Source organism: Pseudarthrobacter sp. P1 (assembly GCF_050156935.1).
GTDB lineage: Bacteria > Actinomycetota > Actinomycetes > Actinomycetales > Micrococcaceae > Specibacter.
Window position 1 is genome coordinate 970,910 of sequence record NZ_CP189584.1, and the last position, 15,007, is coordinate 985,916.

The 15,007-nt window shown below is 69.7% G+C and carries 12 protein-coding genes and 3 pseudogenes; 5 read left to right on the forward strand and 10 right to left on the reverse strand.

All coding sequences use genetic code 11. From position 1 onward, the window contains the following. Positions 1 to 93 precede the first annotated feature (93 nt). Positions 94 to 597: a hypothetical protein gene (locus ACQCSX_RS04610; protein WP_427017902.1), complete on the reverse strand. Its 504-nt coding sequence runs from the start codon at positions 595 to 597 to the stop codon at positions 94 to 96. Between the two features lie 123 nt (positions 598 to 720). On the opposite strand from ACQCSX_RS04610, the gene ACQCSX_RS04615 reads away from it, so the two are divergent. From ACQCSX_RS04615 to ACQCSX_RS04625, 3 genes and pseudogenes are all read left to right on the forward strand, one after another. Then, positions 721 to 1,227, forward strand: coding sequence for a sigma-70 family RNA polymerase sigma factor (locus ACQCSX_RS04615; RefSeq protein ID WP_427017903.1), 507 nt, complete (start codon positions 721 to 723; stop codon positions 1,225 to 1,227). Continuing rightward, a pseudogene (locus ACQCSX_RS04620) lies at positions 1,227 to 1,340 on the forward strand (hypothetical protein); the annotation flags it as partial. The gene ACQCSX_RS04615 and the pseudogene ACQCSX_RS04620, both read left to right, overlap by 1 nt. Positions 1,341 to 1,493: 153 nt before the next feature. Then, on the forward strand, positions 1,494 to 1,931 hold the full coding sequence (locus ACQCSX_RS04625; RefSeq protein ID WP_427019125.1) for a hypothetical protein: 438 nt from the start codon (positions 1,494 to 1,496) through the stop codon (positions 1,929 to 1,931). 10 nt (positions 1,932 to 1,941) lie between these two features. On the opposite strand, the gene ACQCSX_RS04630 is transcribed toward ACQCSX_RS04625, so the two are convergent. The 3 genes and pseudogenes from ACQCSX_RS04630 to ACQCSX_RS04640 form a co-directional block, all read right to left on the reverse strand. After that, positions 1,942 to 2,478: a COG4315 family predicted lipoprotein gene (locus ACQCSX_RS04630; RefSeq protein ID WP_427017904.1), complete on the reverse strand. Its 537-nt coding sequence runs from the start codon at positions 2,476 to 2,478 to the stop codon at positions 1,942 to 1,944. A gap of 68 nt (positions 2,479 to 2,546) precedes the next feature. Further along, positions 2,547 to 3,344 (reverse strand): SDR family NAD(P)-dependent oxidoreductase, encoded by a 798-nt coding sequence (locus ACQCSX_RS04635; protein ID WP_427017905.1) that lies wholly within the window; start codon positions 3,342 to 3,344, stop codon positions 2,547 to 2,549. Between the two features lie 157 nt (positions 3,345 to 3,501). Beyond that, positions 3,502 to 4,952: pseudogene (locus ACQCSX_RS04640) on the reverse strand (CitMHS family transporter). Between the two features lie 155 nt (positions 4,953 to 5,107). Between ACQCSX_RS04640 and ACQCSX_RS04645 the strand changes: the two are divergent. Both ACQCSX_RS04645 and ACQCSX_RS04650 read left to right on the forward strand, forming a co-directional pair. Beyond that, positions 5,108 to 6,946 carry a Spo0B domain-containing protein gene (locus ACQCSX_RS04645; protein ID WP_427017906.1) on the forward strand — a complete coding sequence of 613 codons (1,839 nt, stop codon included), beginning with the start codon at positions 5,108 to 5,110 and terminating at the stop codon, positions 6,944 to 6,946. After that, positions 6,936 to 7,598, forward strand: a complete 663-nt coding sequence (locus ACQCSX_RS04650; protein WP_427017907.1) for a response regulator — start codon at positions 6,936 to 6,938, stop codon at positions 7,596 to 7,598. Before ACQCSX_RS04645 ends, ACQCSX_RS04650 begins: the two co-directional genes overlap by 11 nt. 280 nt (positions 7,599 to 7,878) lie before the next feature. Here the strand turns inward: ACQCSX_RS04650 and ACQCSX_RS04655 are convergent. The 6 genes and pseudogenes from ACQCSX_RS04655 to ACQCSX_RS04680 all read right to left on the reverse strand — a co-directional run. Then, positions 7,879 to 9,525: pseudogene (locus ACQCSX_RS04655) on the reverse strand (MFS transporter); the annotation flags it as partial. Continuing rightward, on the reverse strand, positions 9,522 to 10,016 hold the full coding sequence (locus ACQCSX_RS04660) for a MarR family winged helix-turn-helix transcriptional regulator (protein WP_427017908.1): 495 nt from the start codon (positions 10,014 to 10,016) through the stop codon (positions 9,522 to 9,524). The gene ACQCSX_RS04660 and the pseudogene ACQCSX_RS04655, both read right to left, overlap by 4 nt. A gap of 290 nt (positions 10,017 to 10,306) precedes the next feature. After that, positions 10,307 to 11,044 carry a S1 family peptidase gene (locus ACQCSX_RS04665; protein WP_427017909.1) on the reverse strand — a complete coding sequence of 246 codons (738 nt, stop codon included), beginning with the start codon at positions 11,042 to 11,044 and terminating at the stop codon, positions 10,307 to 10,309. A gap of 376 nt (positions 11,045 to 11,420) precedes the next feature. Next, positions 11,421 to 12,680 carry a kynureninase gene (locus tag ACQCSX_RS04670; RefSeq protein ID WP_427017910.1) on the reverse strand — a complete coding sequence of 420 codons (1,260 nt, stop codon included), beginning with the start codon at positions 12,678 to 12,680 and terminating at the stop codon, positions 11,421 to 11,423. Between the two features lie 35 nt (positions 12,681 to 12,715). Further along, positions 12,716 to 13,624, reverse strand: coding sequence for a MaoC family dehydratase (locus ACQCSX_RS04675; RefSeq protein ID WP_427018967.1), 909 nt, complete (start codon positions 13,622 to 13,624; stop codon positions 12,716 to 12,718). A gap of 26 nt (positions 13,625 to 13,650) precedes the next feature. Continuing rightward, on the reverse strand, positions 13,651 to 15,003 hold the full coding sequence (locus ACQCSX_RS04680; protein ID WP_427017911.1) for a 3-oxoacyl-ACP reductase: 1,353 nt from the start codon (positions 15,001 to 15,003) through the stop codon (positions 13,651 to 13,653). Positions 15,004 to 15,007: the final 4 nt, after the last annotated feature.

Consider the following 15,007-nt stretch of genomic DNA (forward strand, 5'->3'; position numbering starts at 1 on the left):
CCTCATCCGGCCTATGCGATTCGTGGAACAGGGAGCGGCCCGGCGTGGCCGCCCCTGCAGATGGGCCTGGCCATGGACGAGCCCGCCCGGTGCCTACCGGTGCACCGGCGTCGGACTGTAGCTGCCCTGCCAGATGGCCCGCGAGCCGGCGTCGCCCACCAGCACCACCTCGACCACCATCCCGGCACAGGCAAACAGCACCACCACAACCGCGAGCGCGGTGAGCACGCGGGCGGCGGTGGTGCCGATCCGCCGGGTGAGAGTGGTGCCGAGGTTGAGTTTGTGCCAGAGCCAGGTGAGGATGCCTGCGCCAGCCAGTCCCCAGGCCCAGGGTGTGAGGTCGCGGCCGAGGGCGGCGTGGTGGGCGATGGCCGGCGTCTGGCCTACCCTGAGCAGGAGCCATTCCCCTGCCTGTTGGGCGATGTAGACCAGTGCGAGCGCCGCGATGGCGGCCAGGGGTGACAGCAGGCCGAGCCGGCGGCGTGCGGCCGGCCAGAGGACCGCGAGCGCGGTGCAGAGTGCGGCCAGTGGGACGATCACTACCACTGCGTGCACCAGCAGGATGTGCAGGGGCAGGCCGTTGAGCTCGTAGTCCATGTCTCTCTCCCGGGTAGTGCCATGATGGTGCTGTTAGCCTCAACTACGTGGTGGGTGCCCGTGCGGTTCACCTATGGGTGAACCATACCGGCTTCCCCTTCGTCTAAGGCGTAGGAGGTGGGCATGCACCCGTCACAGCAGGAGGCCCTGCGAGCGCTGCACGCGGACTATGCCGCGGTGTTGTGGCGCTTTGTCACGCGGTTGACCAGTGACAGGGCGTTTGCCGAGGATGTGGTGCAGGAGACGCTGTTGCGGGCCTGGCGCAACCCGTCCGTGCTGGAGCGTCCGGAGCCTGCGGTGCGGGCGTGGTTGTTTACGGTGGCCCGCAATCTGGTGATTGATGATTGGCGCAGTGCGCGGCACCGGATGGAGATTGGGACGGATGAGGTGCCGGAGTCCCCTACGGCCGATGCCACGGACCGGGTGCTGGATGCCTGGTTGGTCGCCGATGCGCTGGAGGCGCTTTCGGCCGAGCACCGCGAGGTGATCCGGCTTGCCTACTACGGGGGCCAGGACACCGCCGGGATGGCTGCGGCCTTGGGCATTCCGCCGGGTACGGTGAAGTCGCGTTTGCACTATGGGCTGAGGGCTTTGCGCCTGGCCTTGCAGGAGAGAGGGGTGAGCCAGTAGTGGATGCGCCATTTCCGGGTGGCGACCCCTACGCCCAGTGGGATGCTGCCTATGTCCTGGGGGCGCTTGTCCCTTCGGAGCGGCGCGAGTATGAGGCCCATGTTGCCGCTTGTGCGCAGTGCCGGGGCCAGCTCGCGGGCCTGTCGGGCGTGGGGGCTTTGCTTTCACTGGTCCCGGAGCCGTCGGAGGCTCTGCCTCCCTCCCCTGTGCCGGCGTATGCCGCGCTCGCGGGGAGGGTCCGACGGCGGCGCGCCTGGTGGGGGGGCGTGGCGGCGGCCGCGGGGATTGCGCTTGCGGCCGGTACGGCGGGGGTGACCGCCGCGGTGGTCGGCGCCGCGCCGCCGTCGGCCGGGCAGAGTGCCACGGCCTCTCCCGGAACGGTGGCCTTGGCCTTTTCGGCCCAGGCTCCGGGGCCCATTACGGCCGTTGGCTCATTGGTGCCGCTCCCCTGGGGGACGGGCATCTCCTGGGAGTGCTCCTATGCCCCGGGGGCGGCGGACTACGAGCAGCCCGGCGGCTCGGCCTACTATGTGCTGGTGGTGGTGGCCCGAGATGGGGCCGAGTCTACTGTGGCCAGCTGGAGCGCATCCCCCGGCAGCACTGTCTCGCCCACGGCAACGACAAGCCTTCCGGTGTCGGCCATTGCCCATGTGGACATCCGCAGGAGCGCGGATTCCTCCACGCTCCTGCGGGCGACTCCCTGAGACAGGGGTTTTAGTAGCCGGTGTTGGTTGCGCCGTTCCCTGTCACCTTGTCCCCATCGGGGCTGATGACCCACCAGATGCCGCCGAAGCCCTGGCCCGTGACGTCGCCGGGTTTGGCATCGGGGGTGTAGGTGTAGACGGGCAGGCCGTTGATGGTGACTTGCTTGGTGCCGTCGTCACGGGTGATGGTGCCGACCGTGCCCGTGACGCCATCCACGGCCGGAGTGGCGGAGGTGGCGACGACGGCGGGCCAGACGGCCGCGCAGCCGCCGCTGCAGGCGCTCTTGCCCGATCCGGCGGTGTCCTTGTCGAAGTAGTAGACGGTCTTCCCCACGGCGTCGACCACGATCTTGCCCAGCGTCGAGGTTGCCGCCTTGAGCACGGCCGCCGCCGAACTGCCGGCGGGCGTGGACGGGGCGGCGGAGCTGGTGCCGGGGGCCGCCGTGGTTCCCGGCGCGGTGGCGGCCGGGGTGGACGACGAGCAGCCGGCGAGCGCGGCTACGGCCAGGGCCAGCACCGCGAGGGTGGGCCAACTGTGCTTGTTCATGAGCGTGTCCTTATGTCTTGGCGAGCGCGGTGTGGAATGGCCGCACACTGGGTAAGACGGGGCGCAGCTCACTGCGGTTCATCGTCTCCGGCCAGTTCCCTGCTTAAACCCAGGTTGCCGCTCAACAGACCGCCCTCCACCGGCAGGGTGGCGCCGTTGATCCAGGCCGCCTCGCTGGAGGCCAGGAACAGCAGGGCATTGGCAATGTCGTCGGTGTTCCCTACCCGGCCTGTGGGGTACCAGCGGGCCGCCCGTTCAAAGAGGTGTGGGTCCCGGGCCAGGCGCGGCGCCCAATGCTCGGTGTCCACCGTGCCCGGTGCCACTGCATTGCATCTGATCCCCTGGCCGCCAAACTCGAAGGCAATGGAATGGGTCAGGCTGATGAGCGCGGCCTTGGCCGCCGAATAGGCCACATTGCCGAAGGACGCCAGGGCGTTGACCGAGGCCACATTGAGGATCACCCCGCCTCCCCGGGCCACCATGGCGGGGATGGCCTCCTGGCAAGCCATGAACGGTCCCATCGCGTTCACCGCGAAGTCCTGGAGGATCTCCGCGTCGCCCATAGCCAGGAACGGGGACTCACTGCAGGAGAGGGCATTGTTGATCAGGACGTCGATGCCGCCAAATTCCATTTCGGTGGCGGTCACCATAGCCTTCAGCGAGCTGCGGCGGGTGACGTCCACCTCCACGGCGAGCGCACCCGGAATCGATGCCGCCACCGCCTGGGCGGCCGGCACGTTGATGTCGGCCACCACGACGGCGGCGCCCTCGGCCGCGAAACGCCGCACCGTCTGGGCGCCGATACCGCTTCCGGCGCCCGTCACCACCACCGTGGTGCCGGCAAAGCGCCGGTCCCTGGCGGACATGCCAGCCTCTCCGGCCGCAGTGGATGCGGTGCCAGGCAAAGAAGCGGTGCCCATGGGTCCCCCTGCGGGTCGGTTCCGGCGTGTGCGCCGATCCTAACCCGCGGGGCACCCAAAGGCACCGCTTTTCAGTTTTCGAACATATATTCGAATTTGGGTTCTAGCCCCAGGGAATGGCACCCAGCACGATGCCCACGGCCAGCATCACCAGGGCCACCACCAGCGCGCGCCACAGGACCTTCTTGTGATGGTCGCCCAGCTCCACCTTGGCCAGCGAGACCAAAAGCAGGATGGCCGGCACCAGCGGGCTCTGCATATGCACCGGCTGGCCGGCGATGGACGCCCGGGCCATCTCGGCCGCGCCGATGCCGTAGTGGCTGGCGGTTTCGCTCAGGACGGGCAGTACACCGAAGTAGAAGGCGTCATTGCTCATGAAGAACGTCATCGGGATGCTCAGCAGCCCGGTGATCACGGCCATGAACGGGCCCATGCTGGCGGGGATGATGCTCACCAGGCGGACATGGCATCCACCATGCCGGTGCCGCTGAGCACGCCGGTCAGCACGCCGGCGGCCATCACCATGGACACCACTGCCATGATCGAGGGCGCATGGGCCACCAGCTGCGCGGCCTGGTCCTTCACTCGGGGGAAGTTGACCACCAGGGCCACCGCGGCGCCCACCATGAACACATATGCCAGCGGAACGACGTCCAGGACCAGGACCACCATGACGGCAACCGTCAGGGCAAGGTTGAACCAGAACAGCTTGGGGCGCAGGGTGGACCGGTGGGGATCCAGCGCGGAATCGGCCATGGCCGCATCTTTGAGGTCCACCAGCACCGGGGCATCCAGCACAGCCACGCCTCCGCCAGTGCCCCCACCATCGGTCGCCCGGCCGCCGCGCGGGCCGGACCCCGTGGCGCCGCCGGCCACGGAGCCGGCGGCCGCACCGCCGTCGCCCGTTCCCCAGAAGCGGGAATCGGCCGAACCGGCCAGCCCGGCCAGCCGGCGGCGCTCGCGCAGCCCCAGGAACCAGGCGAACAGCAGCACGGTGGCCATGCCGGCCAGCAGCGACGGGATCATCGGCACAAACACATCGCTGGGCGAGACCTTCAGCGCCGCGGCGGCGCGGGCGGTGGGCCCGCCCCACGGCACAATGTTCATGGTGCCGTTCGCCAGGCCCGCCACGCACGTCAGCACCACGGGGCTCAGGCCCAACCGCAGGTAGATCGGCAGCATGGCGGCCGTCGTGAGAATAAACGTGGTGGAACCGTCACCATCCAGCGAGACGACGGCGGCCAGCACCGCGGTGCCCAGCACCACCTTCGCCGGGTCATTGCCGAGCGTGCGCAAAATGAACTTCACCAGCGGGTCGAACAGGCCGACGTCGATCATCAGCCCAAAGAAAACGATGGCGAACATCAACAGGGCCGCGGTGGACGTGAGCGACTTCATCGACGCCAGGACCATGTCGCCCAAACCCAGACCGGCACCGGCGAAGAGGCCAAAAACGGTCGGCACAATGATCAAGGCCAGCACCGGCGTGAGCTTCTTGGTCATGATCAACGCCATAAACACCGCGATCATGGCAAATCCAAGGACTACCAACACGAGTTTCTCCTTCATACAGGGACGGCCCATCGTTGTGACCGACCCCACAGACCATATAGTGGCGCGGATCACCGTTGGCGCTTTCGGCCGGTTGAGGTGCATACTGCTTATTGCGCAGCTTTTGCGCATAAAACCCACAGTCTTTGGAGGGCATCGTGGCCCCACGGCGGAACACGCCGCTGCTGAGCTTCAGCGCCCGCATCCTGCTCTCCCAACTGGCCGTGCTGGGCGTGGTGGTGGCCCTCTGCGCCGCCGTCTTCGGCACGCTGACCTACCAGCGGCTGGGCACCGAGGCCGAACACTCCGCGCTCGCCGTCGCCCGCTCCGTGGCAGCCTCCGCCGAGGTGCGCGCCCAGACCGCCGCGCTCGCCGCCGCCCCGCCCAGCGAGCTCACGGCAGAGAAGCTGGCCGGCGGAGCGCTGCAGGCGGCCGCCGAGCAAGTCCGTGTCCGCACGGACTCGCTGTTCGTGGTCATCACGGACGAGCAGGGCCTGCGCCTGGCCCACCCGAACCCGGCATTGCTGGGCCAGATGGTGAGTACGGATCCCAGCAGCGCCCTCGCCGGCGTCGAATCCACCTCGCAGGAGCAGGGCACGCTGGGCCACTCGGCCCGGGCCAAGGTGCCCGTGTATGCGCCGGGCACCGGCACCGTGGTGGGCGAGGTCAGCGTAGGCTTCTCCAGCCAGGACGTGCTCGACAGCCTGGCCGGCAACATCCTCCCCGTGCTCGGCACCGCGGCCGTGGCCCTCGCGCTCGGCGCCCTGGCCTCCTATCTGCTGGGCCGGCGGCTCAAATCCCTCACCCTGGGCCTGGAACCGGAGGAGATGGCCACGCTCAGCCAGGACCAGGAGGCGGTGCTGCGCGGCGTGGACGAGGGCGTCATCGGCATTTCCGCCGGCCATCGGATCACCGTCTTCAACCGCGAGGCCAAACGGCTGCTCGGCCTGGAGATCAACACCGAGATCGTGGGCAGTGAACTTGCCATGGCGCCGGTTCCGGCCAGCCTGGCGCCCGTGTTGGCTCAGGTGCTGGCCCGGGCCACGCCGGAATCCGGTCCCATGGAGGCCCTGGTGGGTCCGCGGATCCTCATCGTCTCCGCCCGTGCGGTCCAACCCAGCCGCAAACCCGCCGCCCCCGGCCGCATTCTGGGCTGGGTGGTCATGCTGCGCGACCGCACCGAACTGGCCTCGCTGACCCGCCAGCTGGACGCCGTCGGTGCCTTGTCCTCCGCGCTGCGCGTCCAGCGGCACGAATTCGCCAACCGGCTGCACACCGTCTCGGGTCTGCTGGGGCTGGGTGAATACGCCGAGGCCACCAGCTACGTCCACACGCTGATGGAGCAGGGCCCGCTGCAATACCCGGCCGAGGGTGCTGCACTGCTCCGCGACCCCTACCTGCAGGCATTCATCGGCGCCAAGAGCATGGAGGCCCAGGAGCGCGGAGTCGCACTGCGCATCGGGCCCGAAACTCTGCTGCGCGGCCGGGTGACGGACCCGCAGGACGCCACCACGGTGATCGGCAATCTGCTGGACAACGCCGTCCGCGCCGCAGTGCAGGGCTCCGCGGCGGACCGCTGGGTCGAGATCGAGCTGCTGGACGAGTACACCGCCGACGGCGGCACGCTCCACGTGGTGGTGGCCGATTCCGGCGACGGCCTAGCGCCCACCGGCGGCGGACCCGGCAGCGGTGGCGCCGTCGTCGCAGGTGCCACCGGCGGTGCCGTCCCGGCGGACCGGCACGGCAGCCCTGGTGGCATCGCTGCGGCGTCCGGCGCCGCTCCAGCACTGCCCTTGCCCGCCCCGGAGCAGCCCGTCGGACCCGTGCACGGCAGGGGGTTGGGGTTGCCCCTGGTCCGCTCGGTGGCCCGGCGCCGCGGCGGGGACATCTGGGTGGCCGCATCCGGATCTCTCGGCGGCCCCGGCGCCGTCTTCTGCGCCCGGCTTCCCGACGTTGTCGAACCCATGGAATCCCAGGAGGAACCCAGTGTCGAGTGATCTCACAGTCCTGATTGTGGACGACGATTTCCACGTCGGACGGCTGCATGCCAGCTATGTGGACCAGGTCCCCGGCTTCCGGGCCCTGGCGCCGGTGGGCACGGCAGCGCTGGCGCTTCAGGCGGTGCACGCCCAGCAGCCGGATTTGGTGCTGTTGGACGTCTACCTGCCCGACGCCCTGGGGCTGGATCTGCTCCGCAGCCTGGATGTGGACGTCATGATGCTCACGGCCGCCGCCGACGCCGATTCCATCCGCCGGGCCGTGCGCCGCGGGGCCATCGGCTACCTGATCAAACCCTTCGGGCCCACTGTGCTGGCGGCACGGCTGCGGGCCTATGCCCGCTACCGCCGGCTGCTTCCCGGCCACATGGGCGTGACCCAGGACGTCGTGGAACGGGCCCTGTCGGCACTGCATCCAGTGGACGCCGCGGCCACGGGCCGGACCCGCAGCGCCACCGAGGCCGCCGTGCTGGCCGCCCTGGCCGGGGTCGAACCGCAGTCCGCCGCCGAGGTCGCCACCCGGGTGGGCGTCTCTCACGCCACCGCCCAGCGCTATCTGTCCACCCTGGCCGACGACGGCGCCGTGGAAATAAACCTGCGCTACGGCAGCACCGGGCGCCCCGAGCACCGCTACGGACCCACCGGGGCCTGAACCACGCCCGGTCGTCGGCCATGAACCATGGCCGGCACCGGGCGCCAGGCCATGGCACGGACACCGGCACCCAAGTTCCCACCGGCACGGGATCTCCGGCTCCAGCGGTGGCCACCGGCGGGCAGCCACCGGACGCACGTCCGGCCCGGCACAGCCCGGACGCAAGGAAGGGGCGTCCGCACCGGCGGACACCCCTTCCAACAACTGGCAGGCGCTAGGCGCGCTGGCCCACGGACTCCCGCGGCACGCCGTCGTCCAGGCCGCCATCCTCCGCGGCCGCACGGTCTCCGGTTCCCGCCGCCGCGGAGGCGTCTGCCCCGGCGGACTCCGGCGCACCGCCGTCGGCCTTGGCCGCCGCGACCGGCACTACGTCAATGGTGCGGCGCAGCGGGATCTCCTTGATGAACAGCACCGCAACCAGCGCCACCACGGAAATGATGGCGGAGACCAGGAAGATCATGGCAGCACCGTCGCCGTAGGCTGCCCGCACGATCATGGCGATCGGCGCGGGCATGGAGGCGATGTCCAGCGAGCCGGCACTGTTGCCCGAGCCGCTGACCGGCACATGGGCGGCCGCCAAGCCATCGGTGATCAGCGAGGTGACATGCGTTCCCATCAGGGCACCAAGCACCGACACGCCGGCGGCGCCACCGACGGTGCGGAAGAACGCCACGGAGCCGCTGGCGGAGCCAATGTCCTTGGCCGCCACGGTGTTCTGCACGGCCAGCACGAGGTTTTGCATCATCATGCCCAGCCCCAGGCCGAAGACGAACGTGTACACGCCCACCAGCGCCAGGGAGGTCTGGTGGTCCATGGTGCCGGCGAAGCCCAGACCCAGGATCAGCAGGATGGCACCGCCAACCAGGAAGCGCTTCCACTTGCCGAAGCGGCTGACCAGGATGCCCGACACCACGGAACCGGCCAGGTTCCCGGCGATCATGGGCAGCGTCAGCAGACCCGCCTCTGTGGGAGTGGCACCACGGGCGACCTGGAAGTACTGGCCCAGGAAGGTGGAGGAGGCGAACATCGCGATGCCCACGGCCACGGAGGCCAGGATGGCCAGGGCCGTGGTGCGCTGGCGGATGATCTTCAGCGGGATGATCGGCTGGGACACCTTGGTCTCCACCCAGATGAGCCCGGCGAGCAGCACGACGGCGCCGCCCACCATGAGGGCCGAGGTGCCGGAGATCCAGTCGTAGTACCCGGCCTTGCCGGCAAAGGAGACCCAGATCAGCAGCAGGCTGACACCGGCGGTGAGCAGGATCGAGCCGGCCCAGTCCACCTTGGCGGGGCGGCGCACGTGCGGCAGCTTAAGGGTGACCTGCAGCAGGATCAGCGACACCACGGCCAGCGGAACGCAGACGTAGAAGGTCCAACGCCAGCCCAGCGGGCTGTCCACAATGAATCCGCCCAGCAGCGGGCCGCCGGCGGTGCCCACGGCCATGACCGCGCCCATGTAGCCGGAGTACTTGCCGCGGTCCCGCGGCGGAATGATGGTGCCGATGATGGCCTGGGCCAGGGCCGTCAGACCACCCATGGCCACACCCTGAATGACGCGGGCGGTGAGCAGCGTCGGCATATTCTCCGACAGGCCCGCCAGCACGGAACCTGCCACGAAGATGACGATGCTCAGCTGGACCAGCAGCTTCTTGTCAAAGAGGTCGGACAGTTTGCCCCAGATGGGCGTGGTGGCCGCATTGGCCAGCAGGGCCGCGGTGATGACCCAGGCGAAGTCCGTCTGGGAGCCGTGCAGATCGCTCATGATGGTGGGCAGCGCGTTGGCCACGATGGTGCTGGAGAGGATGGCTGTGAAGAATGCCGCCAGGAGGCCGGTCAGGGCCTCCAGGATCTGCCGGTGGGTCATCGGTGCCGCGGCGGAGGCGGCCACCGCCCCGGGCTTTGCATCGGTGGTGGACTTGGCGCTCATTGGGCGGCTCCTGCGGCTGGGGCGGTGGGTGCGGTTGCGGCCGGGATGCCGGCGTGGTTCGTGCGGAAGGCGTGGGACAGCTTTGCAAGGGTGGCGGCGGCCTCGGCGGCCTCGGTTTCGCTCCAACCGGCCAGCATGCGCTCCAGTGTCCGTGCCCGGCGCGCTCCGGCGGCGGCCAGGTACTCCTGCCCCTTCGGCGCGAGGGACAGCAGCTGGGCCCGGCCGTCCGCGGGATCGGGCCGGCGATCAATCATGCCCAGGCCCGTCAGGTCGCAGACATGGCGGCTCAGGGCGGAGGCGCCGATGCCCAGCATGCTGGCAATGTCCGATGCGCGGCAGGTGCCCCGCTCCCCGACCAGGCGCAGCACACCCTCGACGGCGAGGCCGACGTCGCTGGTTGCGTCTGTGTTGGCCACCACCACACGGATGGCCCGGTTCAGGTCAAAGATGTTGTGCACCAGTTCCGATGCGGTGCCTTGCTGGACGGACATGACGGCCTTTCATTTGTTGCCTACAACAACTATATGGTAATTGGTTGGTTAGGACAACTAAATAAGGCGTGGACTGGATCACGCCGCACAGGGTGCGGACGGAATCCAGCCCACGCCGGGCCACTCAGTGCGGATCCAACCGCGGGGTGCCTGCGGGCAACCGCTACCTCAGACGCCGGGGCCACTCAGTGCGGATCCAACCGCGGGGTGCCTGCGGGCAACCGCTACCTCAGACGCCGGGGCCACTCAGTGCGGATCCAACCGCGGGGTGCCTGCGGGCAACCGCTACCTCAGACGCCGGTGAGGGTGCGGATCCAGTCGCGGCTGCCGGTCAGGTTCGCATAGTTTGATCCGGCACCGGTATCGGCGCCCGGATCGGACAGATCGCCGGTGGAGCAGACGCCCACGATTTCACCGTCAACGATCAACGGCCCGCCGGAATCGCCGTGGTTGGGGGCGCCGGAGAGGCCGTAGATGTGGATGGCCAGGCCACCATAGGCATCGTTGGAGACGTTGGTGACGGCAACGTCCGCCTCGTACAGGCCCTTGGCGGCCTGTTGGTTGGCCCTGAGCCCGTAGCCCATGATCTGCCCGGTGTCGTCACCGCTGGGCTCATAGCTTCTGGCCAGGTCGGGGTAGTGCCGCAATTCGTGCGGCGCCGAGAGATGGATCAGCCCCACATCCCCGGCGGATGAGGCATAGAGGTGGTCGGCCGGCACGGGCGTTCCCTGCTCGGTGGTGCTGTTGCTGTAGTAGACGTCCATGGTGGTGGCCTCGGCGACGCAATGCCTGGCCGTCAGAACCCAGGCATCGGCAATCGCCACGCCGGTGCACCTGTACACCGCGCCGTGCGAGGCAAAGAGCAGTTGGACGGCCCAGGCCGTGCGGTCCGCCCGGTCGCCGCCGATGACATACGTGCTGGCGCCCGACGGCGGCAGCGGAACCGCCGCAGAGGCGGCGGTGGTGCCGGCGGCCGCGAACAGCGTGGCGACGGCAAAGACAAGAAGTGACTTGAGGATTTTCTGCATGGCTTTCCCTCGCTCAGGAACAGCGCGGCCCTGGCCAGCGGGCCGTATCGAATGGAACGCCCCCACGGAGGACGGGCGGCGTTGGGCGCAGGCAGGCGCGTTCCGGATGCCTGAACCGGACGGAAGGCCCACGGGCGAAGACAGCCCGCGGCGCAATCGGACCCGATGCATGTTGGCCTGCGGATGGAACCACGGCCTCCTCCAATGCTCGCACCGAGCTTGTGGCACCCGTTTCTTTTTCAAGAGTCCAGAATGCCGCCGCACACCTGGGACTCCGTGCATCCGGGGCCGGGCATGCGTCACCCGCCAGTATGGGCCTCCCGCCGCACCAAGTCCAGCACTTTGGCGCGAGTCAGCGCCCGCGGGCCGGGTGGGCCTACCCGGCCAGCTCGGCCCGGATGGCGTCGACGCCCAGCCACACCTCGGCAAAGGAGGTGGACAGCGGGGACAACCCCAGCCTGATGCCGTCGGGGTTGCGGAAGTCCGGAATCACACCATCCCCCCAGAGCGTGGCCGTGACCTCGCGGAAGGTGGGGTGGTCCACCGTGATGTGGCCGCCCCGCCACGCGGCATCACGCGGGGAGGAAAGTTCAACACCCAATGGGGCCAGCACGCCGTCATACAACGCGATGGCGTACTCCGTCAGCGCCACGGACTTGGCCCGCACGGCGGCCATGCCCACCTCCGCCAGCAGGGCGATCGTGTCCTGCATGGCCAGCATGCCCAGGATCGGCGGCGTGCCGGAGGTGAAGGCACGGATGCCCGCGGCAGGCTGGTAGCCCTCCCCCATGCCAAACGGGTCAGCCGTGCCCAGCCAGCCCTGGATCGGCTGGCGCAGCACGCCCTGGTGCTCGGCGCGGACATAGGCGAACGCCGGCGAGCCGGGGCCGCCGTTGAGGTACTTGTAGGTGCATCCGACCGCCAGGTCGGCCCCGCAGGCATCCAGTTCCACGGGCACCGAGCCCACCGAGTGGCACAGGTCCCACAGGATGAGGGCGCCGGCACGGTGGGCGGCGGACGTCAGCGCTGCCATGTCCGCCAGATAGCCCGAGCGGTAGGCCACCTGCGAGAGCACCACGAGCGCCGTCTTCCCACTGAGGGCCGCCTCAAGGTCCGCCAGCGTGACGCCGGCCGCCGGGTCGGGGCTGATCCACCGCAGCGTCATCGAGCACTCGGCCGCGATGCCCTCCAGGATGAACCTGTCCGTCGGGAAGTTCTCGGTGTCCAGCACGATTTCCGTCCGCCCGGCGTCGGCCGAGAGCGCGGCGGCGACGGCGGCACGGGCCAGCTTGTAGATCAGCACGGTGGTGGAATCACCGATGGTGGTCTGTCCCGGCGCCGCGCCGAGCGCCACCCGGCCCAGCTCGTCCCCAATGGCTCCCGGCAGCGCCAGCCAGCCCTCGTCCCAGCCGCGGATCAGGCGCCCGCCCCACTGCTCGGTGATGAACCGGGCAATGCGTCCGGCACTGGCAGCCAGCGGGCGGCCCAGCGAATTGCCGTCCAGATAGGCCCGCACGCCGGGATCATCGCTGCCGAGAAAGCCGTCGCGGTGGTGCGCAAGGGTGTCCGCCAGGTCCAGCTGCTGGGCGTGGTAGAACGACAAAAGGGAAGCATCGGTGCTGTGGTGGGCCGTCATCCAGCCATGATACGGCCCACCACAGCCCGGTACGGCTAACCCCGCAGGGCGGACACGGTCCCCGAAAAGTGCTTGCGCCCGGTCCGCCGGTTCCAACCCACAAAGGACGACGCCGTCCACGCACCGTCGGCGTCCGTGGCATCGGCGATCCGCACCGCCACCTGGGCCGGCAGGAACACCGGGGCCGCAAAGCTGATGTCCCAGCTGAACGTCTCCGGCTTGGCGCTGCCGACGTCGCCCAGCACCCGGGAGGAAAGGTACATGCCGTGGGCAATGGAGCGGCGCATGCCCAGCGCCTTGGCACTGAACACGCTCAGGTGGATCGGGTTGAAGTCACCGGACACCGCGGCGTAGGCGCGCCCGGCGTCGACGCCCAGCTGCCAGATGCCGGTGGGGTCCGGCGCCAGGAAGTCCTCGCGCCCCTGACCACCCTCATCGGGAACGCCCCCGCCGGCAACAGGCTTGTCGAGCCCGGGCAGGTAGATCCCCTTGGCCAGGTACGTGGACACCCCGCGCCACAGAACCTCGGTGGCGCCGTCGGGCCGGATCTCCACCACCAGCTCCACGGTGGTGCCGGCTCGGTGCCCGGCCAGGTTCCGGGCCCAGGACCTAATGGACAGCGGCTGGGAAAACTGCACGGCGGCCAGGTGGTCCACCTGGTTGCGCAGGTGGATCATGCCCAGCAAGGGCAGCGGGAAGTCCTCGCGGACCATCACGCTCATGGCCACCGGGAACGCCAGCGCATGCAGATAGCCCGAGGGCATGATGTCGCGGGCCGGTTTGCCGAGCAGGTGCTGGTATTGGGTCAGCTTGGCCACGTCCGCCAGCACGCCGTGCACTTGAGTGGCGCGCGGCGGCAGGGCGACAGTCGGCACGGAACCGAGCACCCGGGTGCGGGCCGCGGTGGCCGCGGCGTGCAGGTACAGCTTGGCCAGCGAGGGCATCTCCGCCAGCTGGTAGTCATCAGCGCTCACTGGCCCACCAGGTTCTGCCCGCACACGCGCAGCACATTGCCGCTGATGCCGGCCGCGGCGTCGGAGGCTAAGAAGGCGATGGCCTCGGCCACGTCCTCCGGCGTGCCGCCCTGCTGCAGGCTGTTGAGCCGGCGGGCCACCTCGCGGGTGGCGAAGGGGATCTTGGCTGTCATCTCGGTCTCGATGAAGCCGGGTGCGACGGCGTTGATGGTGCCACCGTACGGTGCCAGCAGCGCCGCCGTGGCGCGGACCATGCCAATCACCCCGGCCTTGGAGGCGGCGTAGTTGGTCTGGCCGCGGTTGCCCGCGATCCCGCTGGTGGAGGCCACCGAGACAATCTTCGGCTTCGCATGGAAGCGCGCGTCGGCCAGGAACGCCGCATTCATCCGCAGCTGGGAGGAGATGTTGACGGCCAGCACGGCGTCCCAGCGGCCGGCGTCCATGTTGGCCAGCAGCTTGTCCCGGGTGATGCCGGCGTTGTGCACCACAATGTCCAGCCGGCCGTGGCGGGCAAAGGCGTGCTCCAGGATGCGCTCGCCGGCGTCCGCGGCGGTGATGTCCAGCTGCAGCGCTGTGCCGTGGATGGCATTGGCGACGGCGGCCAGGTGGTCCCCGGCGGCGGGCACGTCCACGGCCACCACCTGGGCGCCGTCGCGGGCCAGCGTGCGGGCAATGGCAGCGCCGATGCCGCGCGCGGCACCCGTCACCACGGCCACCCGGCCGGTGAGCGGACGGGCCCAGTCGACGGGTCCGCCGCCCCCGGGCGCGCCCGCCGTGAGGAATTGGCCATCCACAAAGGCGGACCGGCCGGAGAGGAAGAAGCGCAGCGCGGCCAGGGCGCTGGCGGCATCGGGCTCCACGCCGTCGGCCAGCAGAATGCCGTTGGCGGTGGCCCCGGCGCGCAGCTCCTTGGCCAGCGATCGGACAAAGCCGTCCACGCCGTGCCGGGCCGCGGCCAATGCCGGTTCCAGCTCCGCCGCGGCAGGCCGGGACAGCGTGACGATGCGTCCGTTGGGCAACAGGTCCCGCAGCGAGGCACCCACGGAGCGCACCGGGACGGAAAACTCGCCGGGATCACCGATGGCGTCCAGCACCAGCACGATGGCCGCCAGCTTCTCCTTCGGCGTCGCGTGCCGGCGCACATCCAGCCCCCAGCCCAGCAGGGCGGTGGCCAGCGCATCGGCCCCGGGGGTGGAGCCCTCCACCAGCACCGGCCCGGTGAGCAGCGGTGCGGTGGGGTCGAACCGGCGCAGGAGGGCCGGCTGGGGCAGGCCCAGACGCTTGGCCAGGTCCTTGCCCACGCCGCGGGAGACGAATTGGGTGTACTTGTCAGCCTGTGGTGCGGCCACGGTC

Excerpts from the sequence above, each read along its gene's own strand:
- ACQCSX_RS04610 (WP_427017902.1), bottom strand. The coding sequence starts at position 597 with ATGGACTACGAGCTCAACGGCCTGCCCCTGCACATCCTGCTGGTGCAC.
- ACQCSX_RS04615 (WP_427017903.1), top strand. The coding sequence starts at position 721 with ATGCACCCGTCACAGCAGGAGGCCCTGCGAGCGCTGCACGCGGACTAT.
- ACQCSX_RS04630 (WP_427017904.1), bottom strand. The coding sequence starts at position 2,478 with ATGAACAAGCACAGTTGGCCCACCCTCGCGGTGCTGGCCCTGGCCGTA.
- ACQCSX_RS04635 (WP_427017905.1), bottom strand. The coding sequence starts at position 3,344 with ATGTCCGCCAGGGACCGGCGCTTTGCCGGCACCACGGTGGTGGTGACG.
- ACQCSX_RS04660 (WP_427017908.1), bottom strand. The coding sequence starts at position 10,016 with ATGTCCGTCCAGCAAGGCACCGCATCGGAACTGGTGCACAACATCTTT.
- ACQCSX_RS04665 (WP_427017909.1), bottom strand. The coding sequence starts at position 11,044 with ATGCAGAAAATCCTCAAGTCACTTCTTGTCTTTGCCGTCGCCACGCTG.
- ACQCSX_RS04670 (WP_427017910.1), bottom strand. The coding sequence starts at position 12,680 with ATGACGGCCCACCACAGCACCGATGCTTCCCTTTTGTCGTTCTACCAC.
- ACQCSX_RS04675 (WP_427018967.1), bottom strand. The coding sequence starts at position 13,624 with ATGCCCTCGCTGGCCAAGCTGTACCTGCACGCCGCGGCCACCGCGGCC.